At 45.1% G+C, this 24467-nt stretch carries 14 protein-coding genes; 9 read left to right on the plus strand and 5 right to left on the minus strand.

The annotated features are described in order from the left end of the window. Positions 1–11 precede the first annotated feature (11 nt). Positions 12–926, minus strand: coding sequence for a tRNA (adenosine(37)-N6)-dimethylallyltransferase MiaA (miaA, locus tag H6G05_RS18825; RefSeq protein ID WP_242025636.1), 915 nt, complete (start codon positions 924–926; stop codon positions 12–14). Between the two features lie 97 nt (positions 927–1023). Here miaA and H6G05_RS18830 point away from each other — a divergent pair, with 97 nt between their 5' ends. Beyond that, entirely contained in the window at positions 1024–1488 is a 465-nt protein-coding gene (locus H6G05_RS18830; protein WP_190580306.1) for a pentapeptide repeat-containing protein, read from the plus strand. An 80-nt stretch (positions 1489–1568) separates the two neighbouring features. Here the strand turns inward: H6G05_RS18830 and H6G05_RS18835 are convergent, their stop codons facing one another. Genes H6G05_RS18835 through H6G05_RS18850 form a run of 4 tightly spaced genes read right to left on the minus strand, consistent with a single transcriptional unit; the run spans position 1569 to position 3692 of the window. Continuing rightward, positions 1569–2150, minus strand: coding sequence for a thermonuclease family protein (locus tag H6G05_RS18835; RefSeq protein ID WP_190580308.1), 582 nt, complete (start codon positions 2148–2150; stop codon positions 1569–1571). 54 nt (positions 2151–2204) lie between these two features. Then, the gene (locus H6G05_RS18840; protein ID WP_190580310.1) at positions 2205–2576 is read right to left on the minus strand and encodes a 2Fe-2S iron-sulfur cluster-binding protein; all 372 of its coding nucleotides are present in this window, start codon (positions 2574–2576) and stop codon (positions 2205–2207) included. A gap of 5 nt (positions 2577–2581) precedes the next feature. Then, on the minus strand, positions 2582–3130 hold the full coding sequence (locus H6G05_RS18845; protein ID WP_190580312.1) for a LeuD/DmdB family oxidoreductase small subunit: 549 nt from the start codon (positions 3128–3130) through the stop codon (positions 2582–2584). A gap of 58 nt (positions 3131–3188) precedes the next feature. Then, a complete protein-coding gene (locus tag H6G05_RS18850; RefSeq protein ID WP_094528665.1) occupies positions 3189–3692 on the minus strand; it encodes a DNA recombination-mediator protein A in 504 nt (167 codons plus the stop codon). Between the two features lie 830 nt (positions 3693–4522). Here H6G05_RS18850 and H6G05_RS18855 point away from each other — a divergent pair. The 8 genes from H6G05_RS18855 (at position 4523) to H6G05_RS18890 (ending at position 24371) form a co-directional block, all read left to right on the plus strand. Beyond that, complete coding sequence (locus H6G05_RS18855) at positions 4523–6100, plus strand: multicopper oxidase family protein (RefSeq protein ID WP_190580314.1); 1578 nt, start codon at positions 4523–4525, stop codon at positions 6098–6100. 62 nt (positions 6101–6162) lie between these two features. Beyond that, complete coding sequence (locus tag H6G05_RS18860; protein WP_190580316.1) at positions 6163–7017, plus strand: tetratricopeptide repeat protein; 855 nt, start codon at positions 6163–6165, stop codon at positions 7015–7017. Between the two features lie 187 nt (positions 7018–7204). Then, the gene (locus H6G05_RS18865; protein ID WP_190580318.1) at positions 7205–7606 is read left to right on the plus strand and encodes a hypothetical protein; all 402 of its coding nucleotides are present in this window, start codon (positions 7205–7207) and stop codon (positions 7604–7606) included. Between the two features lie 1332 nt (positions 7607–8938). Further along, entirely contained in the window at positions 8939–15616 is a 6678-nt protein-coding gene (locus tag H6G05_RS18870) for a peroxidase family protein (protein WP_190580320.1), read from the plus strand. Positions 15617–16087: 471 nt separating this feature from the next. Continuing rightward, entirely contained in the window at positions 16088–18802 is a 2715-nt protein-coding gene (locus H6G05_RS18875; RefSeq protein WP_190580322.1) for a two-partner secretion domain-containing protein, read from the plus strand. A 191-nt stretch (positions 18803–18993) separates the two neighbouring features. Further along, a complete protein-coding gene (locus tag H6G05_RS18880) occupies positions 18994–19698 on the plus strand; it encodes a peptidylprolyl isomerase (protein WP_242025638.1) in 705 nt (234 codons plus the stop codon). A 90-nt stretch (positions 19699–19788) separates the two neighbouring features. Continuing rightward, positions 19789–22737 carry a peptidase domain-containing ABC transporter gene (locus H6G05_RS18885; protein WP_190580326.1) on the plus strand — a complete coding sequence of 983 codons (2949 nt, stop codon included), beginning with the start codon at positions 19789–19791 and terminating at the stop codon, positions 22735–22737. Positions 22738–22823: 86 nt separating this feature from the next. After that, positions 22824–24371: an HlyD family efflux transporter periplasmic adaptor subunit gene (locus tag H6G05_RS18890; RefSeq protein ID WP_190580328.1), complete on the plus strand. Its 1548-nt coding sequence runs from the start codon at positions 22824–22826 to the stop codon at positions 24369–24371. Positions 24372–24467: the final 96 nt, after the last annotated feature.

A 24467-nucleotide genomic window follows, 5' to 3' on the forward strand; every position in this document is an offset into this window, starting at 1 on the left:
CAGGGCTTTTTTTATAACAGTGCGATCGCCTCTTCCCAACTACTTCCTGATCGCAACCAATGAATTGGTAAATTCCCATTACCCGAACCGCGAAACCATGTACGCTGTCGTTTGGCAAATTGGCAGGTATGGGTAACTGTGAGTAGTTTTGCAGTTTCTAGATCGGTTTTATTATCTAAATAGTCAGACATCTCACCATAGCCTAAAGTTTTTAAAAGCGGTAAATCCTTTCCATAACACTTTTGCAAATCACGAATTTCATCTAGCCAACCATTTAGGAGCATCTGTTCAGTGCGATCGCTAACTAACTTGCGATAAGCATCCAGATCTTCACATTCCAAGCCAATCTGTACAATCGGATAGCTCGGTGGTTGCTCGTATTGTTGTTCTGAGAGCGGCTTTCCTGTTACATAGAAAACCTCTAGCGATCGTAAAGTTCTAATTTGATCGTTAGCATGAATTTTGGTAGCTCCCACAGGATCAACCTGTTGCAAAATCTGATAGCAATAGGTTTGTCCTAGTTCCTCAAATTGCGATCGCAGTTCAGGCTGAGGCGCGACTCTAGGAATTTTTAGTCCTGCGGTAATTGCCTTAATATACAAACCTGAGCCACCGACTAAAATCGGCGTAATTCCCTGAGCATGGAACCTCGCGATTAAAGTTTGCGCCTGATCTTGATAATCCGCCAACGTCAAAGTTTGATCGGGTTCGATAATATCAATCAAGTAATGGGGAACACCTTGTCGTTCTTCTATAGTTGGTTTCGCTGTACCAATGTTCAAATGACGATAAACTTGGCGCGAATCGGCACTCAGAATTGGTGCATTTAGGTGCTTGGCAAGTGCGATCGCCAGACTAGTTTTCCCCGTAGCAGTTGCTCCTAAAATTACAATTAAACCCACAGGTTGTTTTATCGATTCCATCATCGGTTAAGAATAGTGACAACATACATAGCAGAACGAATACGAAATAAATTGCAGCGATAATAGATGTATAGCATTCCTCGTATATGAGGAGGGCACAATGAAAACTAAATTAGTTGCAATTTTGGCTGTGATTGGAATTGGTTGGGCGATGCCTTTAGAAGCCTATGACCCTGTTCAAGTTCAACAACTACTCCAAACCAAACAATGTGCAGGTTGCGATTTAACTAACGCAAATCTAGCGGGTACTGATTTGAGCCAATCGCACTTAATCGGCGCATCTCTCGTGGGAGCAAACTTAAGCGGGGCTAATCTCACCAATGCTAACTTGGAAGGTGCTGATCTTACGGGTGCAAAACTGGAAACAGCCAATCTCACCCAAGCTTTTCTGACCGATGCCATTCTCAATGACACCAATTTAAAGGGTGCTAACTTTACTAACGCTGTGTTAGTCCATGCGAACTTACGCAGGGCAGATATTAACAATACCATCTTCAAAAATGCCAACGTGAATGGAGCTGACTTTACTGGCACAAATTACAGTCTAGCTACCAGCGATGAATAATATTAATTCTTTTGTAGCGCGGCGAAGCCGCGCTACAAAAGAATTGGTTAAAGACAAAAGGCGGTGCGAAGCACCGCCTTTTAATTACTTAATTGGCGGCGAAAGTCTCTAGGACTAAGGCGTAAAGGATTTTGGGTGTCCCAAATTCCTAGCTCTTGCAATCTTGCTTTAGTTTGAGCGCGGCTGATCCTTGCGTCATACTTGACATTGGGCGAATAGGATTCAGCGATCGCCAATCCTTCAGCCACTAAATATTGATTAACTAATAAATTATCTTTCCAAATATAGGCAAGCAGGCGATCGGAGTTATCTTTTTGCTTGACATCAAACTCTAAAATTACCTTCTGCTCTTTAATGAGATCCGATAGCCGCTGACGAGCGCGATCGCCCCAAGGAGATTGCTCTTTTAGTGGTGCACTCATTCCAAGTAATCGCACTCGCTGCACAGTCATATTTGGATTGCTCACAACTGTAGCCTCGACTGTCTGACCACTAACCACTCGATTGATAATCCAGGTTTCGCCATTGATCTGTTCCTTGGGTTGCATAAAGGCGATCGCTATATTAGAGATCGTCAAAAAGGCAACTAATAACACAACCAAAATCAGCGATCGCGACGGAGATTTAGCGATTGCGTCTTTTTTTCCTGCTTTAGAATTCATAGGCTGTGCGGCATAATTCAAAACATAAAGGGCGCGAAGCGCCCTTTATACTGTTTAGTCATGATCAATCGGAATACCAAACTGAAACCAGTGGCGCTTGCGCTTGGCAAAAAAGTTACCAAACTGGAGCCGATAGACCTCATCTTCATCTTGGGTTTCTAGGTCTAAGTCTGACTGTGCGTAACCCGAACAAATTAGTGCATACCCTTCATCCTGCAATGTCTTGGATAAACCAATCACTTCATGTTGGTCGATTTTCCCTGACTTGACCCGCATCGCGCAAGCTGTACAAGCACCATTCAAACAAGAAAAAGGTAAATCTATCCCTTGCAATTCCAAGGATTCAAGAATATAGCGATCGCCTTCGATATCAGCTTCATAGAGCTTATCGTTTTGGCGATCGTGAATGCGAATGTGATAGGACATAGTTTTTACACGCGAGTAGGAATCATGCCCGTCTGGCGAGCATAATCAAATAAACCACCAGCATCAATTACAGGGCGTACATCACCGAGGGATTTCAACACATAGGTTTGACCAGTGGTCTCATTAATAATGACATCATTATCAAAGTCAATCGTCGCTTCTTCACCAGTCTTAAAGAGATCGACTAAGCGCTCAACTGACTCCCAAGGATATAGCTCACCTGTCGCCGTACAGTTACGGAAGAAAATTCTGGCATAGGACTGAGCTACTACAGCATCTAGCCCTGCTGCACCAAGAGCGATCGGAGCATGTTCCCTTGAAGATCCGCAGCCAAAATTTTCACCAGCCACAATGATCGAATAAACTGTTTTGCTCTCACCTTCAGCAATAAAGCGATCATAGCGATCGGGTAGCCCGATCATCGCATAGCTTCCTAACTTCTCATACTCATCGGGCTTAGATGGTACAAGTGTGAGATATTCCGCAGGAATAATTTGGTCAGTATCGATATTGTCATCTAATACAAACACTTTACCCTTGATAGTCTTACTCATAATTTTCGGTTATAAACTACTTATAAACAGAAAGAGCGCGAAGCGCTCTTTCTGTTATTTAATCAAAATAAAACAATGTGACAACCTTGCGTTGCTCTTCAGCATCCTGACAAGTTTGTAATAAAGTCTCGCTGCCATGAAACGCAAAGCAAATAAGTTGCTGACACTTAGAAATAATTTCTTGGTTGCATCGGATACTTGCTTCAGCCAAGGATAGGGTGTCATTCTCACCATGCTCAATTAAATGAATCACATTTTCTAGCTGTTCGCGAGATTCATAAGGCTGTCTATCGAGACTTTGCGGCAAAATTACGGTCAACAAATTGGGGTCAGCACGTAAAGCTCCCCGAATCGCAGCAAAATTTGTACCTGTTGCACCAGAGGTAATAATACTGTTGCCAGATAAAGCCAAGGCATAGCTGAGCAGTTCGATCAGCAGTTGGTGAGTTAATGGCACATGGCGGGAGCCTAAAAATGCTATTCGCTTTGAGCCTTGCTGCTGTATGGTTGCCAGCTCTTGCAAAAAGTCGTCTAGCTTGGGTAGATTAATTGACTGAGTCAAACAAATCCCTCTCGGTTACTACTTACTGAACGAATACTTACACAATATCACTTAACCCTAGAGAAGCAAACCAAACTCACGTTGTATTAGGACAAATCAAAACTCAAGAAGCGAGTGGTGGCGCTTCTTGGGTTTGTATCCTAACAAGACTGGCGACAGCTATAACATCACGAAAATATCGGAAGGCTCTGTCTTCCGATATTTTTTGGGATCGATTATTTTTTGTAAGCCCCTTAAGCGGCTGAATCATAAACACATGAATGCTGAGCGGGTGGGATAGTATCTCCAAAATATAAGAGTAACTTTTGCATAACTTTTGCATAACTTTTGCATAACTTTTGCATAACTTTTAGCTGGTGTAGCCAAAAATGATTCATATTACGATATTTCACATATTAATAATATTTTTTAATGCCAATAAAAAGTAATGCAGGTTTAGTCCTGCATTATTAGTTACTCACTTAGACATTCACTAGACAGTAAATGTTCCCAAATTATTTCCCAAATTATTTTTAAGGAACTATGTGAGTTTTATTGGCTATGGCAAGACGAAAGGTAGAGGTTAGAACAAGTTCCCTAGTTTCTTGATTTACTTGCCATTCCAGAAAAAGTTAAGTGTTGCGTCATAAAGAGCTATTAAAGCCAAGACACCAGATCCCCTAAGTCTTTACTTCTAGATTTTTCTGACAATATTCAGTTCGTGTCGAGTTGCCCCCCAAAGACTTGCTAAAAAACACCCTGATTTAATTCATTGGAGTAGTTTTTGGAATATTTTTCGATATTTCTGGCAAGTCAGAAGAAATTTTTAGTTCTTAAAGGATTGGATTACTATGTCTAAAATTAGCAGACGTACAGCAATGCGTCTCGGACTCGGTGCTGGTGGTACAGCGATCGCCTCAGCAGCGTTCAGCAATCTTGGTTATGCCCAAGTTTTTTCTGATGATAGTTCGTATAGGTCACGTAGTCTACCACCGTTTTATGCTCGTGACTTTCGCTACCAGTCTCCGCTTCTACCAGTTCGTAGTGATAGCAACACGGACTACTACGAAATCAGGATGCAGAAAGGCTCCGCTGAGATTTTACCAAATATTCAAACCGAAATTTGGGGCTACAGTGGCATGGTGCCAGGTCCATTGATCTATCAGCAACTAGGTCGCCAGTCTGTCGTTCGCTTCATTAATAATCTTGGTACAGATAGCCAAAATCGGAAAATTCATACATCAGTTCATTTGCATGGCAGTGCCTCTCTCCCTCAATACGATGGATGGGCTGATGATATTACTAATCCTGGACAATACAAGGATTATATCTTTCCAAACAACCGCGCTGCGACATTGTGGTATCACGATCATGGCGTACATCGGACAGCAGTAAATGCTTACATGGGACTAGCAGGCAATTATATTGTCGCCGATCCCAACGAAAATCCCAATATTCCCAAAGGTGAATTTGATGTTCCAATTGTCTTGTCAGATAAACTTTTGGCTCGCAATGGCAGGATTGTTTACGCGGATAGCGGCGAAAAAGATGTTTTTGGAGATATCGTTTTAGTCAATGGTGTGCCTTGGCCGCGCATGGCAGTCAAACGTACTAAGTATCGGTTTCGTTTTTTAAATACGGGGATTTCTAGATCCTATACATTGAGACTGAGCAACGGTCAACCTTTGACTGTAATTGCTTCTGATGCTGGGCTGTTGCCATCTCCAGTGCAAACGCCTACTCTCATGATTGGTGTTGGCGAACGCTATGAGCTGGTGATTGATTTTGCCAGTTACCCAGCAGGTACTCAAATTGAGCTTCTCAGCAACGCAGTGGAGAACGATAGCCCCTTTGCCAGTACGCGGAAAATCATGCGGTTTGATGTAAGTGGTGGAGCCGTGTCTCATAACCCACCTTTACCAATCTTACTGCGTAATGATGGTTTCGATTTTAATCGCAAACGTCAGGAATTATTATCTCGTGTTGTTCGTCGTCGCGAGTTTGTGTTCGGAAAGGATAACCTTCAGGACCAATGGACGGTTAATGGTCGCACTTGGGCGAATGGAGGGCTTGAGGCAAACCCTAGAGTAGGTGACGTGGAGATATGGAAATTTGTGAATGGCGGTGGTGGATGGCATCACCCAATTCATGTCCACCTCGTCGATATGCTGATCTTAAGTCGCAACAAGCGACGTAAAGTGCAACCCTATGAAATGGGTTGGAAGGACGTATTTTACTTGGATGAAGGAGCGGATATCGAGGTTGTCGCTCAGTTTGGTCCCCATAATGGCAAGTATATGATGCACTGTCACAACTTGGTTCATGAAGATCACGATATGATGCGGGCTTTTGAAGTTGGTCAGGGTGGTCCAGATCCCGTAACAACTGCTCCTGCAAAGCCATATAACTCTAGCGTTCCACCACTCTAAATGCGGCTGTAACCGTAAAACTAAAGCCACCAGAAATGATTTTCCGTTTGGAAGTTTGCCATATGATGTTTTCCCAAAGATTAGTCCAAATTGCCAAGGCTGGAACCATCGTGCTGACTTTGCTCTTTACGATGTTTGTGGTGATGCCATCATCCGCGATCGCTAGTGGTCATGGTCATGGAGAAGGACATAAGCGTGTGCCTAATTTTGAATATCCCTATCCGATCTCCCAACGGCGGATCGATGCGGAACAACTTCTTAATCAAGGATTGAGCAAGGCTTATCAGCTCGATCTTCAGGGTGCGATCGCCGATTTAATTGAGGCGACCAAAATCGATCCTACTGATGAAGATGCGTTTCGCTATCTGGGCGATGTTTACGTTGAGGCTGGCAATTTTACAGATGCGATCGCTGCTTATTCCTCTGCATTACGCTATCGTCCAGGCTTCTCGCATTTGTACAACAGTCGAGGTGAGGCTCACTTAGCGCTGAAGGAATATGATCTTGCGATCCGCGATTTCACGCGAGCGATTTCTGTCTATCCAGGTGAACCAAGAGGACACTACAACCGCAGTGTTGCCTATCGCAATATCAAAAGCTATGTCTTGGCGCTTAATGATTTACAGAATGCAATCCGTACTAGCAATCACACCTATGTAGATGCCTTTATTGATCGCAGTAAAATTCGGCAGATTTTAGGTGATGTCAAAGGTGCGATCGAAGACTATCAAACTGCATCACTGTTGTTAGAGTCTCAGCCCGAAGAATTTCTCAATCAAGAAGACTTTGCAAACTATCAAAAGCTTCAAGTTGAGTATCAAAATACAATTCAGACTGCTGAAGATATTAAGACAAAATTGCTCAGTAATTGTGATGAGCAACCAAATTTTATCGTAGATCAAAATCAATTTTCTTAATGACTGATGTTACGTGGAAGCTTCCAATTCCCTCATTCCTAGTCCTTCTCCCTAAAGTGTAGATGGGAATAAGAAATTAGTCTTGCTCCCTCTCTCCCATCAAGGGATAGGGTGATGGTGGTGAGGGTTCCACGTAGTTAATGAGAACTATGAATAAATGTGTCAACTCTGATGTGGAAATAAAAAAATGAGAACAAATATAATTGACTCACTAAAAAGGATTAGTAATTTCGGGAAGCTAATTGCTATCTCGATTTTTACGCTATTGGTGCTGATGGTTGCTTTGAAAACAACCGATGGTGCTGAGTCTAGACCATCAAATGTTAGTCATTCTGAGGCTTCGGACTCGTTGTGCTATATGGTGACTTCCAAAGGTAAAGTGGTCGATCTCATGCATTTATGCAAGCAGAGCAATCCCACTAACTTAACTTCAGCATCCCAATCTCCCACGTTTGGCGTTTATCCCCAAATTGCTCGCGGACCGCAATCATATGCCAATTATAAGGGGGCTTTGTCTTATCCATCTCCACCCAACATTTACAACTATCAAGCGATGAACAATTTTGATAATCAGTTGTACGGCAACTAGATTTATTTCCATCAAAAAAGGCGTGGTGCAAAAACTCTGGAGAGTTTCAAGATGCGACGTATGGTAGGTATAGCAATGTAAGTTTTGCTTAGGACATTAAACCCAAAAGATGAGTGGCGGCGCTTCGCGCCGCCACTCATCTTTTGGGTTTTGATTTTTGTCCGAGCTATCTCTTACATTGCTATAGTACGACTGCGCTACGGACTCCGCAAATCCTTGGAGATGTCGTTTATCCTTAAAACCCTTTCCAGACTTTTCCGCAATACTAAGGGCATACCCAGTGGGTATGCCCTTTTTTGATGGGAAGAAATCAATTGAGATCTCTTTAATAAATGCGATCGCATTCTATAAATTCAGATGAAACTTTATTTCATCCTTAAATCTACACATCATTTAGATTTCGTAGTAGAAAGATAGCATTTACACTTAACTAGTAAGTAATACCTAGTAATAATTAACTCCACATAATTACAAAACAAAATGAAAGTTTATAAAATTTATTGTATGTGTAATATAAATTTTGAAAATTTTATATTTAATTTTAAATAGTCACTTAGTAAAGAAAAAATTTACAAATATATAAACATAAAAAATAAACTTGCATAAGTAATCACTAATAATTATCATCACGATTTATCTATATAAAAAATAGCCCTTTTGAAAGGTTGTTTTTCATTGATATTACATATACTTAACTCTATAGCTATTCAAGAAAATATTAGATGTTAAAAAAAAGAGATAACTTGCAGGATAAGCATATACAAAGCGATGTACGACTTGCTTTTGTCTGTTTAGAAGCTCAGTAAAACAACATCTATTAATAATTTGCTGATAACTTTCAAGTAACTTTCAAGTAACTTTTTACTAACTTTCAAGTAACTTATTTGTAACTTTTTACTAACTTTCAAGTAATTTTCTGATAACTTTTTACTAACTTATTGGTAACTTTTAACGGTTGAATTTCTCAGCAAATTCAGCATTAATACGTTCATTCGCTAAACCTAGTGTGTAATTAATTTTGCAAAATAAATCACTCAAATCTGTAAATTTGCCCCCTCATATGAACATGGTTTACGGATTTATATTTGAAATTAATTGTGCCTAGTTGCTATTGCCTTGCTCTTGGAAAATCTATTGTGATACTTCCATTCTCTTCAGGATTACTGTTAAAAATACTCTCCGTAATTCCATTTTCTTTAACTTTTATTGCTGATTTCTTTGGAATTACGATGAATTTTATAGGGTTTTACTTATTGAGAATAGACAGTACTTTGCTCGACCTCTATCTCCATCAATCTTCAGCAAATTTATTGCAGTTAAGGGTTTAACGTTATGGCATCTAGTTTTATCGTCAACAAAGCAGACCTCGAAAAAATCCTGTTTCAAATCAAGATCGCTGAGGATAGCTCCATCGGCTACCAGTCAGTGTCGGAAACTAAGACAATTCTTCAGTCGATCATGGATGCGTATGGTATTTCCGCCGCCAATGCAGCGCAGTTGCCTGCTGGTCTACGCACCGTCGATGGCACCTTCAACAGCCTCATCCCAGGGCGGAGCACGATCGGTGCGGCAGACACGCTATTTCCTCGCTTGACCGATCCAGTGTTCGTTAATGATGCTGATGGCGACCAGATGTCGTTTGGAGTTCCAAATGCGCCAGTCATCACAAATAATAACTACGATCCCCGCCTTAGTAGTACAAACCCACCTGAAGTCAATCCAGCTAGTGTTGCTGATGCCGATCCGCGCATTATTTCCAATTTGATCTCGGACATGTCTGTCAACAACCCAGCCGCGATCGATGCTTACTTTAATAACCCGTTGTCCCTCGCTCAGTTTGAAGCAGATCATCCCGGCATGATTCCAGTCAAGCCAGGCGATCTTCGGGCAGGAACTGGTAATTACCTTGCTATTACCAATGCCGACCTCCAAACAATCCCCAACCAGTCCCCCGACATCGGGTTATCGTCTGGTTTCAACTCTTGGATGACCATCTTCGGTCAATTCTTCGACCACGGGCTCGATCTCGTTACCAAAGGCGGCAACGGCACAGTATATATTCCACTACAGGAGGACGATCCCCTGGTTGCAGGCAAAGATGGGCTCTTTAACACCGCCGACGATCTCCCGCCGCAGCTCCGATTCATGGCGCTGACCCGCGCGACAACAACGATTGTGGATGGTGTTCCGCAGCACGAGAACAAGACAACCTCATGGATCGACCAGAACCAAACCTACACCTCTCATGCCTCGCATCAAGTGTTCCTGCGCGAATACAAGAGAGTCCCTGATCAGATAACCAACGCACCCGTAACGATCGCAACTGGTAAAGTACTTGATGGTTCGCTTGCAGGTTCGGTCTCTAACTGGGGTGAAGTCAAGGCGAATGCTAAGACCTATTTGGGCATCATCCTCAGTGATTTCGATGTCCACAACGTGCCACTGCTACTGACTGATCAATACGGTAAATTCATTCCAGGAGCCAATGGCTATGCTCAAGTAGCCACTACCACTGGCTTTGTTGAGGGAACAGCAGCAGGCTTGGTTCTGCCTGCCAACACAGTTCGCACTAACCACGCATTCCTCGATGACATTGCCCACCATGCAGTACCTGGATTCTATAGAAACAGTTCAGGAGATCTAGTCCCACAAACTGCGGACACAGATCCTGGTGTCGGCGACGATAACGATGCTACGACCTACGACGATGAAATGTTGAACTCACATTTCATCACGGGTGACGGACGCGGCAACGAGAACATTGCGCTGACCGCAGTTCACTCCATCTTCCACTCCGAGCACAATCGTCTTGTCGAAGCAAATAAAGCAACCATTCTTGCGTCGAACGATCTGGATTTCCTAAATGAGTGGTTGCGAATTGACGTTACGGCAGTTCCGACCGCACCCAGTGATATTGCGGCTTTGGAATGGGATGGCGAACGCCTGTTTCAGGCAGCTCGATTCACCAATGAAATGCAATACCAGCATTTAGTGTTTGAAGAATTCGCACGCCGCATTCAGCCGATGATCGATCCTTTCGTCTTCAACAACAGCCCCGACATCGACCCATCAATCGTGGCGGAGTTTGCCCACACGGTGTATCGCTTCGGACATTCGATGCTAACTGGCACAGTTGATCGCTTAGAGAACGACCTGACGACCGTCAACGGAGAACCTGATCAGAAGACATTGCTGGCAGCGTTTCTTAACCCACAGGCCTACATCGCCAGCGGAGCGGATATAGCAACCATCAACGCCAACCTAGTCCGAGGCTTGACCCGTGACGTAGGCAGCGGGATCGACGAGTTCATCGTGGACGACTTGCGCAGCAATCTCTTGGGACTGCCGCTCGACCTTGGTGCGCTCAACATTGCCCGTGGTCGTGAAACTGGCGTTCCCTCGCTCAATGAAACCCGCAGGCAACTCTACGAAGGCACTGGCTTAGCTGACCTCAAGCCCTACACCAGCTGGGTTGATTTTTCCTTGAACATCAAAAACCAGCTCTCGGTTATCAACTTCATCGCGGCTTACGGTACACATACGAGCATCACCTCACAATCAACCGTTGCTGGCAAACGGGCGGCAGCAGAGGAACTCGTCTTCGGTACAGAGGCTGACGGTATTACACCTTCGGACATAACTGATCGCCTCGACTTCCTGAACGCCACAGGCGCTTATGCTGGTGGCGATTTGGGTGGACTCAATCTGGTCGATTTCTGGATCGGCGGGCTTGCCGAAGCGAATCCCGAATTCGGCGGCATGTTGGGTAGTACCTTCAACTTTGTGTTTGAATCCCAGATGGAGAACCTGCAAAACGGCGATCGTTTCTACTATCTGAGCCGTACTCAGGGCATGAACTTGCTCAACCAGCTAGAGCCAAATACCTTCGCCGACATGGTGATGCGCAACACCGCGCTCGGCGACAAGTATGCGACCCATTTAAATGGATTTCTGTTCGTCACACCAGACTATATCCTCGAGCTAGATCGGGGCATTGCACAGGAAGACTATAACGGGACTGCCGCTGGCAAGGATCCGCTTGGAGGCACTCTCTTTAATCCCAAAGTTCAGCGCGACTACACAGGCAGCAGCATCGTCGATGGAAACCACGATTTCGGCGGTACTCTAAGGTTTACTGGTGGCGAACATGTTGTGATCGGCGGTACTGAAGGTAACGACAAACTATACAGCGACAAGGGTGACGATACCCTATGGGGCGATGGTGGCAATGACTACATCAATGGTGGCGCTGGTGCTGACAACGTCTTCGGCGGCGAAGGCGACGACATTATCGAAGATCCATTTGGGGATGATATGTTGCGTGGTGAACAGGGCAACGATGTCATCACCAGTTCCCGTGGCTTGGATCTGATATTTGGTGACCAAGGTACCGACTATATCGTACTAGGTCAGGATGGTAGCGAAGTCTTCGCAGGTGCTGACGACGACTTCGTCCTTGGTGGTACTGGCGGCGACTTTCTGCTAGGCAATGAGGGCAGCGACTGGATCGAAGGCGGAGCTGGCTTCGACACACTGGCGGGTGACAACTCGGAACTGTTCTTCAACAGCCCGATCCTCGGTCATGATGTGTTATTCGGTCAGGGCGACGAAACCGACTACGACGCAGAATCAGGCGACGATATCATGGGTTCTGGCGCGAGTGTCTACCGCTATGAAGGGATGTTCGGCTTTGACTGGGGCATTGCTAAGTACGACAACTCGCCCATTAAGTTCGACCTGAATTTCAATCTCGCTGCTCTCGGCACTCCGAACGATGTCTTACGCGATCGCTTTGATAACGTGGAAGCATTATCAGGTTGGAGGAATAATGACGAACTGTTTGGCGACGATCGCGGTCATGTTGCAGGTGCATCTCCCATCGCTTTCGATCCCGTCACCGCAGACCAACTGTTCTTCAGCACTTTGCCGTTGGCTAATGCTCCTGCTGGGGCGATCGATGTATTGTTCAACAACTTGCTAACCAATGAGGGTGTTGATCGGATCACTGGCTTCAGAACTTGGTTTGGCGGCGCAGCAGTTACGCTCAACACCGTGGCTGGTACTGGCGCTGGCGACACATTCTTCCGCGATGGCAATATCCTTATGGGTGGCGACGGCAACGATATCATCAAGGGACGTGGTGGTTTCGACATCATTGATGGCGATGCTTGGTTGAACGTGCGGATTAAAATCGACATCAACGGCACGATCTACTCGGCTGATTCGATGAGCAATGATACTACCGTTATGGGGCAATATGCTGGCAAGGTCTTTAACACCAACTCAGACGGCAGCCCAAATTACAGCAGTCCAGCCTTTGGCGGTGCATCGCTCACATCGTTGCTGCTAAACCGAACCATCAATCCTGGTCAGATGACCATCGTCCGTGAGATCTTGACCGACAATACCGACCTCACGGGTCTTAACAAAAACATCGACACCGCCGTCTTCCAAGGCAACTTCGCAGAATATGAAATTGAGGGCTTTAATACGCTCGGTCGGGCAACTGATGTCAATGGTGATGGTTTCATCTATGTCCGCGATCTCGACAATGGTGTCACCCGTCCTCCTGTTGTTGATCCGCTAACGGGCGTTGCTAGGATAGTCTCTGACGACACCGATCTGATCAAGAACATCGAGCAGCTCCAGTTCGCCGATGTGACCATCCGTCTTGATGTTGTAGCGCCAACCGACATTCAGTTTAATGGTGTCACTCCAGCAGCAGGAAATGCATTTCCGCTTGCAGGTACGACGATCGCAACCCTGAGTACGACGGATGCCAATACGACCACGGGATTTGACTACTCGTTGTTGGTTGCGGGTAGCAGCGCTGGCTTTGCGGTAAGTCAGACAGGTGTTGTTACTGCCACAGCCAATATGGTTGGAAATCAGATCTACACACTTAACATCAGATCTACAAATACAACAACAGGCGCTTTCCGCATTGAAACCTTTGAGATCAGAACTGGTGGTAATGGCGGAGGCGCTGATGCACTCACCGTAAATCCAGCGACCAACTTTGACAACATCATGTATGGCAATGCTGGCAACGACACGCTCAACGGTGGCACTCGCAACGACACCCTGTTCGGTCAGGATGGCAACGACACGCTCAACGGCGGCGATGGCAATGACACCTTGAACGGTGGTGCTGGTGTTGACAACCTGAACGGTGGCGCTGGCAACGACATATTGGTTGGTGGCGCTGGCAACGACATTGTAAACGGTGGTGCTGGCAACGACACAATCCGCTATACGGTCGATGCTGATCGTACCGACACGATCGATGGTGGTGCCGACAACGATACGCTGGTACTCACTGGACGCGCTGGCACTCTCAACGAAAACCTTGCCGTGACATTCGACGGAACTGCCCTCAATGCGGTTGAAGGTGGCTCTGTGTCCAACGTTGAGTCTGTAACCGTAGATCTGGGCGATGGCATCGATACTTTGACCTACGTCACTATCTCTGGAGTGCCAGTAGGAGTTACGGTTGATCTCGCTAATGGAACTGCGTCGGGATTCACCTCGGTCGCTAACATCGAGAACGTGACGGGTAACGGCGGAGCCGACAACATTACGGGCGATGCTAACAACAACGTCCTGAGCGGTGGTGGCAACAACGACATCATCAGCGGTGGTGCTGGTAATGACACGATTAATGGCGGTATTGGCACTGACACAGTCGTAGAATCTGGCGATTTCAACTTTGTCCTGACTAATAACCAACTGACAGGCAACGGTACTGATACCCTAATCAGTATCGAACAGGCTATCTTGACTGGTGGTTCTGGCAACAATACCTTTAACGTATCTGGTTTCGGCGGTACAGTCACGATTAATGGAGGTGATGGCACTGACACATTAATAGATTCAGGGAATGTTAACTTTGTCTTGTCCGACACTACCCTAACGGGCAACGGTACTGACACGCTAACTTCCATCGAACTGGCTACTTTGACAGGCGGTGGTGGCAACAACACCATTAACGCATCTGGTTTCAGCGGTGCTGTCACCCTCAACGGTGCTGGTGGCAACGATACCTTGACGGGTGGCAATGGCGCTGACACCCTCATCGGTGGTACTGGCAATGACTCTGTCATCGGTGGCACAGGCAACGACACAATTCGCTATACGGTCGATGCGGACGGAACCGACACGGTAAATGGTGATGCCGACAGCGATACGCTGGTGCTCACTTCCAACGGCGGCAACCAAAACCTCACCGTAACATTCAACGGAACCTCAATCACCAACTTTGAAGGCGGAACAGTTACCAACGTCGAGTTTATAACTGCTGATCTGGGTGCTGGTGCTGGTGATACCCTGACCTACAATGCGCCAGGCGGTGTCACAGTCAATCTATCTACTGGAACTGCATCTGGGTTCATCTCAAGCGCATCTGGGTTGCCTGCGATCGCCAACATTGAGAACGTGACCAGTAATGGTGGCATCGACAGCCTGTTTGGCGATCTCAATGCCAACGTGTTGAATAGTGGTGGTGCCGACGACACAATCGACGGCGCGGGCGGAAACGACACGATAAACGGCGGTCTGGGTGCTGACAGACTTACAGGCGGTTTGGGTGTTGATACTTTCGTCTTTCAGTTTGGTCAGTCTCAGGTGAACCTCGGATTCGATAGAATTACCGACTTTACTTTTGGTACTGATAGAATTGATTTGCTCACAGGTGGAGGAAATGCCACTTCTGCTCCCCTTAGCTTTAGTCGTGCGGCTGACAATAGCACTGCATCGACCTTGCAGCTTCTTGCTCAGTCAGTCTTTAACGATGCTAACGGTTTGCTTGCAGGGAACCAAGCATTGGCAGCCAACAGTGCTGCCATTGTAAGCACCACAGCAGCAAGTGCGCTTGGAGTTGGAACTTACCTCATTATTAACGATGGTACTGCTGGATTCAATACTAATAACGATCTGTTTATTAATATCACTGGATACCAAGGCGCACTCCCCGGACTAGGCACAATCACACCAAATAGTGTCTTTGCTTAGATATCCACTTCTATCGCAAAACAGGTGAATCTACATTAACTAGCTTCATCTGTTTCCCTAGTCGATGTTGAATATTAAAGGCGATCGCTTTTTTCTTTGTCGGAAAGAGCGATCGCTTTTCCTCTATACGACGAAGAGAGTAATTTGCTCAAATCGATATCGGTGCGATCGTGCGGAATATGCTTTTCTAGAGAAGTGAAGTATAGTAATCGCCAAGCAGATTAGGGCATCTACATATGGGTGAATACTTTTCGGAGAAAGGGTTCTTGAAAAGCTGACTGCTGATAGCTATATCAGCGTGGATTGAGAAGAATTTTTGTTTTTGAGAAAAGCGAAAAGACGTTCGGGATAGTCTTCTGCTTTTGCCAGAGTGACTTTAGGGATTTTGAATTATTCAATAAAAAATTTAGATTTGCAAAATTACTGAACTTAAACTAAAATCAGAATAGGTGATTCAGAGTGGGTTTTACGATGAAATTAGTCTTTGAATGTTATAAAAAAACTGTTGCGGCGAGATGCATCCTGCAAGGAATCGCGCTTCTATCCATACCATTCTTCGCAGATTCTCTCTCCGCTCAACCAATTACAACAGCCACAGATGGAACGAATACCGTCGTACTGCAAAATGGACAACGCTTCGACATTACAGGTGGAACTCAAGCAGGCGAAAATCTTTTCCACAGCTTCCAACAGTTTGGACTGAATCAGGGACAAATCGCCAATTTCCTCAGCCAACCAAATATTCAAAACATTCTCAGCCGCGTAGTTGGTGGCAACCCTTCCGTAATTAACGGGCTAATTCAACTCACGGGAGGAAATTCCAATCTCTACATCATGAATCCCGCAGGCATAATCTTTGGAGCCAACGCCAGTTTAAACGTCCCAGCAGCTTTTACCGCTACGACAGCACCAGGAATCCAAGTTGGGAACGGCTGGTTTGGCATTAATACCAGTGCCAACGACCTAAAAAATCTCACAGGTTCACCCAGTGCTTTTGCTTTTACGAATTCCATCGATTCACTTTCTGGGACGGAAACTGGGACGGAAAGAACTGGTGTAATTCTGAATCAAGGAAATCTGTCGGTTCCACAGGGACAAAGCATTACGCTTGTAGGTGGAATTGTTGTCAACACGGGCACAATTACCACACCTAACGGCAAGATTAATATCGTCGCCGTGCCTGATGGAAAATATGTGAGAATCACACCTGAAGGTGGCATTTTGAGTTTAGAGCTGCCGATCGCAGCACAACAAGAATTGGGTGCGAATCCGCCTCTCACGGCTGTGGATTTGCCCAAACTGCTAACAGGTTCGGGAATTATAACACCAACAAAAGCTGGTGATGCGATCGCATCGGGAACTTTGAATGTGTCTGGCGATCAGGGCGGTAACATTCAGGTTTTAGGCGATCGCATCAACTTGGCTAGTGCAAATCTCAACGCCTCTGGACTCAATGGAGGCGGCACGGTATTGATTGGTGGCAACTATAAAGGAACTGGCACAACTCCCAAAGCACAAACTACGACCGTAGATGCAAATAGTGTCATTAACGTTGATGCTTTGATGAATGGAAACGGTGGCTTGGCGATCGTGTGGTCGGATGGTAGGACGATCTTTGATGGCACAATTACAGCAAAAGGGGGGACTCAGATCGGTAATGGCGGACTGATTGAAACCTCTGGAAAAAATGATCTTGTGGTTGGCAATACCGCAAGGGTAAATACTTCGGCGTTCCAAGGCGAAACGGGCACTTGGTTACTCGATCCGACGACGATTACAGTTGTAGCAAGCGGTGGAATCGATGCAACCGTTGCTGCTGCCAATGCAAACCCTGGGGCTAGTACGATCAACAGCGCGACGATCGTGGCAGCCCTCAATGGGGCAAATGTCAACTTGGTCGCCTCGAATGCGATTACAGTCGATGCGGCGATCGATACCGCAACCCCAAATTTCACAGGAGCCTTGATCCTAAGCGCACCCACAGCCAACCTGAACGCTCCAATTACATTAAGAGCGGGAATTCCGCTCACAGGTACTGCGACTACGGTGAATGTGGGAGCAGGTGGTAGGGTGCAAAATGGAGTCGATGTCGCGGTGGCTGGTGCGACCGTAAATCTCGCAGCGGCAACCTACACTTTGGCAAACACGGTTACGATTGAAAAAAACCTGACACTAAATGGCGCAAGTTTGCCTAGCTCGACCGTTAGCGGTAACAATGCCGTCCGAGTCTTCACAATTGCGGGTGGCAGCACTGTCAATATGAATAACTTGACCGTTATTAATGGAAACGATCCAGTACTTGGAGGTGGCATTCTAGTCACGGGAGGATCGACGCTAAATCTGTCCAACAGTACCTTCACGGGCAACAATACGGCAGGACTTGGTGGCGCTCTTCGCAACGAATTAGGGAATACGATCAATATCTCGAACAGCACCTTTTTTGGCAATTCGGCTGGATTAAACGGTGGTGCACTGAACAATCTAGGCGGTACTTATACGGTCAATAACAGTACCTTTTTTGGTAATTCGGCTGGATTCGGTGGTGCGATTTACAACTCTATCGGCACGATGTCGATCGCCAACAGCATCATCATTGGAAATAATTCTGCTAACGGACAAGAAATCAACACGGGTGTCGGTGGTGGCACTCTCACTTTTACTGGACCAAACATTGTCGGCGTAAATGGTGTAAGTGGAATTAGCGGTACGGTTGGTGGCGTTACGCCGATTACGCCGATTGGCGCGGCTAGTACGGTGATTAGTACTACGCTTGCCAACAATGGCGGTCCCACCCAGACCTTTGCTCTCGTTTCTGGTAGCCCAGCTATAAATGCAGGCAGCAACGCAGGTGTAGCTGCTACCGATCAACGCGGCTTACCCCGTATTTTTGGTGATCGAGTCGATATTGGTTCATTTGAGTCTCAGCCCACAATAATATTTCCTGAGGTATTAAGATCCACTACTGAAAATGAGTCTATTGCTGAAGGTGGCTTTGCTGGTGTCTATCCTAGCCGTGAGGACGTGTATGGGCGCATACCAAGGTTAAACGAGCAAGATCTTGCCGATTTCGCAGAGATTCTCTGTTTTGATTCTTCTATCGTCAATCTTCAGAATCCCTCGATTCCAGTTTGCAAAGAATATAGACGCTGTTGCACAATTGACGAAATAGAGAAATCTTGGAAGTGAGAAAGGCTATGTAAAAAAGTATGTTTGCAAACTAAAAGCCCGCTAAATTCGGTTTCAAAATCTGAATTGTTGCGTTAAGGCAAGATCCACTTGTCGTGAGATATAGATTCATAGTTTAATGTTATTTTCACTCTTGGATCATATAGCAATTTTTTAAATGATAATTTTCCCTGACAATCATGGTGAGTTGCTTGACAATTGATAATCTCAAAATTGAGGAAGGGAATTTTGGCGAGCTTTTAGCGATCTATCGCTTGTTACCAAATTTTAAGCGAGAACTTGCGATCGACCGTGCGATCGCTGCTATTACCCTTGAACCCGAAGAAATTAATCTGGCTTTGCAACAATTTCAGCAACGCTATAAATTAGTTTCGCAAGAAGCCATTCAAAATTATTGTCAGGCTTATAGTCTTACTGACGAGCAACTAAAGGCGATCGCTCTACGCGAGTTTAAGGTCGAAAAATTTAAGCATCAGACTTGGGCAAATCGTCTCGAATCAACTTTCCTAAATCGTAGAACCAGCTTAGATCGGGTGATCTATTCGCTAATTCGCCATAAAAACCCTGAGCTTTTGCAAGAACTATTCTTTCGGATTCAAGATGGTGAACAGACTTTTGCAGAGGTTGCATCTCAATATTCTCAGGGTGTAGAAGCGCAAACAGGTGGCATGATTGGACCATTATTGCTTAATAAACTGCCTCCTGTAATTGCGGAAAAATTGCGCCATAGCCTTCCCCTGCAAGTCCATCCACCTTTTGCGTTAGAAGAATGGTTTGTGATTTTACGACTAGAAAAATTTGTGCCTGCTCAGTTTGATGATCAGACAACTCAGTTGCTTCTCAATCAACTGTTTGAAGAGCTTTTACAAGAGGAAAATTCGCCGAAAAAATCCTGATGATGATTAAACATCCTTATGGTTCTCTGTGAAAATCATTGTTTTTACAACCTTGCTTTTGCTCTCTAAGCTCCTTATAAGTTAACGACTATGTTTGCCAACAGTAATGCTATCCAAGATCTCATTGAGCGTATCCCCTTATTCCAAAATCTTGATCTCTTGATTGTCAAAGAAATAAGCGATCGCCTTCAGCCATTGCGCTATCGGATGGGACAGTTGATACTGCGTCGAGAGACTATGCCAGCGCAAGTATTATTTCTATGGGAAGGGCAAGCAAGGCTATTGGCTCAAATACCAAAGGCGACATCACCTAGGACCTTAGAAACCCTCAAAACTGGCGCGGTAATCGGATGGGCGAGTTTGATCCGTGATTTGCCTTGCGAAACAGCGATCGCTTCTGTTGAAAGTACTTTTTTATCCTTAGAAGCAACAGATTTTTTACAACTTTGCGATCGCTTTCCTCCTCTTAAGAAGGCTTTTATCTCCCAAGTTTCACCAGCAGAAGTATTTGATCTATTTGCGATCGAGATGGATCGCCGTGCTCAGTCCCCTAAAGATTTTATAGAGCAGGCTCGTAATGCATGGCAAGATGCGCGAGTTCTGACTTTACCTGAGGGGAAAAATTCAATTCCGCCGCTTGATCCTGATTTTGTATGGCTCGTTAGCGGTGGACAAAATATCACAATTCCTTTGGGAACAAGAGTTGAACCAAATCGCACTGTTTTTGAGATTCCAGAGTCTAGCTATTTGCGTTTAATTGGCTTGCGCGATGATTTTGCCGTTGCTACGGAAATAGTAACCGAATTACCAGCCCATCCTACCGCCTTCGATATTCCCTATGCTCCTGATTTGCCGACTGTTAGCGATCGCGGCGATCATAAGCCTCAAGACTATCCATATATCTACGGGCGTGGCCCTATTGATGCTTCAGTAGCTTGTTTTGAGATGTTAGCTAAATATTGGAGTATGCCCTTTAATCGTCATGTGATCAAACGGGCGATCGTCAATCAATATGATCGTTCTCAAAGCATCTCTTTGCAGTTATGCGGCATGATCGCTGAGCTAATGGGACTCAATGGACAGTTGGTAACGATTCCTGCGAGTGCGATTAGTCAGGTTCCCACACCAGCTTTATTACCTTGGCAAGATACCTTTGCGGTACTTTACAAAACTAGCGATCGCGAACAGGTACTAGGCATTCCTGAACAGGGAATAGTCATTAAGAAAACTGCTCAATTTGCCGATCTTTGGGGCGAATCGGGACAGATTCTGCTAATTCAACCGACTAAGGATACTCCCCAGCAAAAATTTGGTCTATCTTGGTTTTTGCCTTCCCTCAAGCGTTATCGCAATCCTTTAATTACCGTTTTGGTTGCCTCCTTCTTTGTGCAGTTATTGGGATTGGCAAATCCTCTGATCACCCAAGTAATTATTGATAAAGTAATTCTGCAAAACTCCCTGCCATCCTTAAATATTCTAGGCATCCTGCTCTTAACGATCGCTTTCTTTGAAGCCTTAATTACCGCACTGCGAACCTACTTATTTGTAAATACAACTAATCGCATTGACTTAACCCTCGGTTCCGAAACCATTGATCATCTGGTCAGATTACCTTTGCGCTATTTTGAGAAGCGATCGGTGGGGGAACTATCCAGCCGTATCGGCGAACTGGAAAATATTCGTCAATTTTTGACAGGAACAGCCCTTACCGTTGTCCTTGATGCGGTATTTTCCTTCGTCTATATCGTGGTGATGATTTGCTATAGCTGGTTGCTAACTCTTGTAGCTTTGGGAACCGTACCATTGTTTGCACTGCTAACCTTTATCGTTGCCCCCATCGTCAGGACACAGCTTCGCAGTAAAGCTGAACGTAATGCTGCAACTCAGTCCTATTTAGTGGAAGTTGTTTCAGGTATTCAGACTGTTAAGGCGCAAAGTATCGAGTTGCAGTCACGGTGGGAATGGCAACGTCGTTATGCTCGCTATGTTTCCGATGGATTTAAGACCGTAGTAACTTCCACAACTGCGGGTTCCATGAGTCAGTTTTTAAATCAGTTCTCTAATCTATTGCTGCTATGGGTTGGCGCTTTTTTGGTACTGGATGGCAAACTATCTCTAGGACAGCTAATCGCGTTTCGGATTATTGCGGGTTATACGACATCGCCCCTTTTGCGTTTGATTCAACTTTGGCAAAACTTCCAAGAAACCGCCCTTTCATTGGAACGCCTCAGCGATATTATTAATCATCCTCAAGAGCAGGAAGAAGCAGGTCGGCGCAATATTCCAATGCCTGCAATTAAAGGAGCAGTGCGCTATGAGAATGTCAATTTCCGTTTTAATCCCAATGGACCTTTGCAGCTAAATAACGTCAATTTAGATGTTCCTAATGGTCAATTTGTTGGCGTTGTTGGTACTAGTGGAGCGGGTAAAAGCACTCTGACTAAGTTAATGTCGCGGCTCTATGAACCTGAGGCTGGCCGAATTTTTATCGATGAGTACGATATTGGCAAAGTAGAGCTTTATTCATTGCGGCGACAGATAGGTGTCGTTTTGCAAGATACCTTGCTATTTGATGGCACGGTGCAGCAAAACATTGCGTTGACCAATCCTGATGCTACGCCCGATGAGATTGTGGCTGCCGCACAAACTGCTTGCGCCCATGATTTCATTATGCAACTGCCGCAAGGTTATGAGTCACGAGTCGGTGAGCGGGGAGCTTCTCTTTCTGGTGGACAAAGACAAAGGATTGCGATCGCCCGTACTATTCTGCAAAAGCCGCAATTACTGATTCTTGATGAAGCGACTAGCGCTCTTGATTACAATACTGAGCGTCAAGTCTGTCTAAATCTTGCAGAGGAGTTTCGCGGACGCACGGTTTTCTTTATTACCCATCGCCTTGCTACGATCCATAGTGCTGACTTGATTTTGTTGATGGATAAAGGAAGGGTTGCTGAACAGGGAACTCATTTAGAGTTAATGGCTTTGCAAGATCGCTATTTCTGTTTATATCGCCAACAAGAAGCAGCAGGTGATTCTTAAAACCCAGAAGTGAATGGCGACGCAAAGCGCCGCCATTATAGGTTTTAGCGCATTGAGACTAACGATAAAATAAAGGTAAAAAGATCATGACAAATAATAACGGTAATCAACCAACTCCAAAATTAACCAAGATATCTCCCGAAGATATAGTCTCTAATGATGGTCTGGAGAAACCTAGTAGCGCGATCGTCAAAAAAAGTAATTTCGATCAACCCTTAGCCTTGAGTCAGTCACCGAAATGGATTCCAGCAATTTTATGGACATTAGTTGGCTCAGTGACGGTGGCAATTATTTGGGCTTCCGTGGCAAAAATTGAAGAATCAATCCCTGCTCAGGGCAAACTCGAACCACAGGGAGCAGTTAAGGAAGTACGTATTCCTGCTAATGGTGTACTTAAGGAAGTATTGATTAAAGATGGACAGAAGGTCAAAGAAGGCGAGGTACTATTGCGGATTGATGAAACTGTAGCGAAGTCTCAGCTTGAATCATTGCAAAAATTACGCAAAAATCTCCAGCAAGAAAATCAGTTTTATCGAGAAGTCCTTAATGGGAAAACTTCGGAAATTGATGGAGCAACAGTGAGTGCTGTCCCTGTAGAATTTTTTGCCCTAGCTCGAAATCGCGAAGCCTTAATGACAGAAATGCAACTGTATCGGATGCAGGTTAATGGGAGTGGTGCAAATTTAACAGGTGATCAGCAGGATCGTCTCATCGCTTCAAGAGCAGAACTAGACTCGCGATCGCAAGCTGCTGAAGCAAATATTGCTCAATCGCTCGAACAATTAAATCAAACTCGGATTAACCGCGCTAGTAAAGCAAATGCCTTGGCGATCGATACCAAAATTCTTGTCGATCTAGAAACTGCTGTTAAAGAAGGAGCGATTTCCCGTGTCCAATACCTTAAACAACAACAACAGGTAATCGCTTTGGAGTCGGAAATTCAGCAGTTGTCACTGGAAGAGCAGCGAATTCAGTCAGCGATCGCTGAGGGACAAGCGCGACTGAATAATACCTTTGACATTACCCGCAAGGAATTGACTAGCCAAATTGCCGATAATACAAAACGTATTGCTGAAATCGATAGTCAATTTACCAAAGCTCTAGTGGACAATACTAAGAGACTAGCAGAAATAGAAGGTCAAATCCAGCAAGCAGAAGTGATCCTCAAAAACCAAGAACTCCGCGCACCAGCATCTGGCACAGTATTTGACCTAAAAGCAGGGCTGGGATATGTAGCAAACCCGAATGCTGGTGAAGTTGTCTTAAAAATTGTGCCAGATGAGATGCTCGTGGTGAAGGTGTTTATTGGCAATCAAGACATTGGTTTTGTTAAAGAAGGAATGGCTGTAGATGTCAGAATTGACTCTTTCCCTTTCACCGAGTTTGGTGATGTGAAAGGAAAGTTAATCTCGATTGGTTCCGATGCTTTGCCACCTGACCAAAATAATCCAACCTATCGATTTCCTGCAAAGGTGCAGCTTGAGAAGCAATACCTAGAGACGAATGGACGCAGAATCAATTTGCAGTCGGGAATGTCTCTAACTGCAAATATCAAAATCCGCGATCGCACAGTCATGAGCTTATTCACAGATTTCTTTGTCACAAATACCGAAAAACTTAAATTTGTCAGATAAAAGTACTTGAGAAGTTTTATTTTTCAAAGACCCTGACTGCTGACGGCAGTGATTGTTCTTGCAGATGTTCTCAAACCTATTCCTACTTTAAGCCTT

This window comes from Phormidium tenue FACHB-1050 (assembly GCF_014696925.1).
In the GTDB taxonomy this organism is placed as follows: Bacteria; Cyanobacteriota; Cyanobacteriia; order Pseudanabaenales; family Pseudanabaenaceae; genus Pseudanabaena.

Coding starts and splice junctions, on each gene's coding strand:
- miaA (WP_242025636.1), bottom strand. CDS start 926: ATGATGGAATCGATAAAACAACCTGTGGGTTTAATTGTAATTTTAGGA.
- H6G05_RS18830 (WP_190580306.1), top strand. CDS start 1,024: ATGAAAACTAAATTAGTTGCAATTTTGGCTGTGATTGGAATTGGTTGG.
- H6G05_RS18835 (WP_190580308.1), bottom strand. CDS start 2,150: ATGAATTCTAAAGCAGGAAAAAAAGACGCAATCGCTAAATCTCCGTCG.
- H6G05_RS18840 (WP_190580310.1), bottom strand. CDS start 2,576: ATGTCCTATCACATTCGCATTCACGATCGCCAAAACGATAAGCTCTAT.
- H6G05_RS18845 (WP_190580312.1), bottom strand. CDS start 3,130: ATGAGTAAGACTATCAAGGGTAAAGTGTTTGTATTAGATGACAATATC.
- H6G05_RS18855 (WP_190580314.1), top strand. CDS start 4,523: ATGTCTAAAATTAGCAGACGTACAGCAATGCGTCTCGGACTCGGTGCT.
- H6G05_RS18860 (WP_190580316.1), top strand. CDS start 6,163: ATGATGTTTTCCCAAAGATTAGTCCAAATTGCCAAGGCTGGAACCATC.
- H6G05_RS18865 (WP_190580318.1), top strand. CDS start 7,205: ATGAGAACAAATATAATTGACTCACTAAAAAGGATTAGTAATTTCGGG.
- H6G05_RS18870 (WP_190580320.1), top strand. CDS start 8,939: ATGGCATCTAGTTTTATCGTCAACAAAGCAGACCTCGAAAAAATCCTG.
- H6G05_RS18875 (WP_190580322.1), top strand. CDS start 16,088: ATGAAATTAGTCTTTGAATGTTATAAAAAAACTGTTGCGGCGAGATGC.
- H6G05_RS18885 (WP_190580326.1), top strand. CDS start 19,789: ATGTTTGCCAACAGTAATGCTATCCAAGATCTCATTGAGCGTATCCCC.
- H6G05_RS18890 (WP_190580328.1), top strand. CDS start 22,824: ATGACAAATAATAACGGTAATCAACCAACTCCAAAATTAACCAAGATA.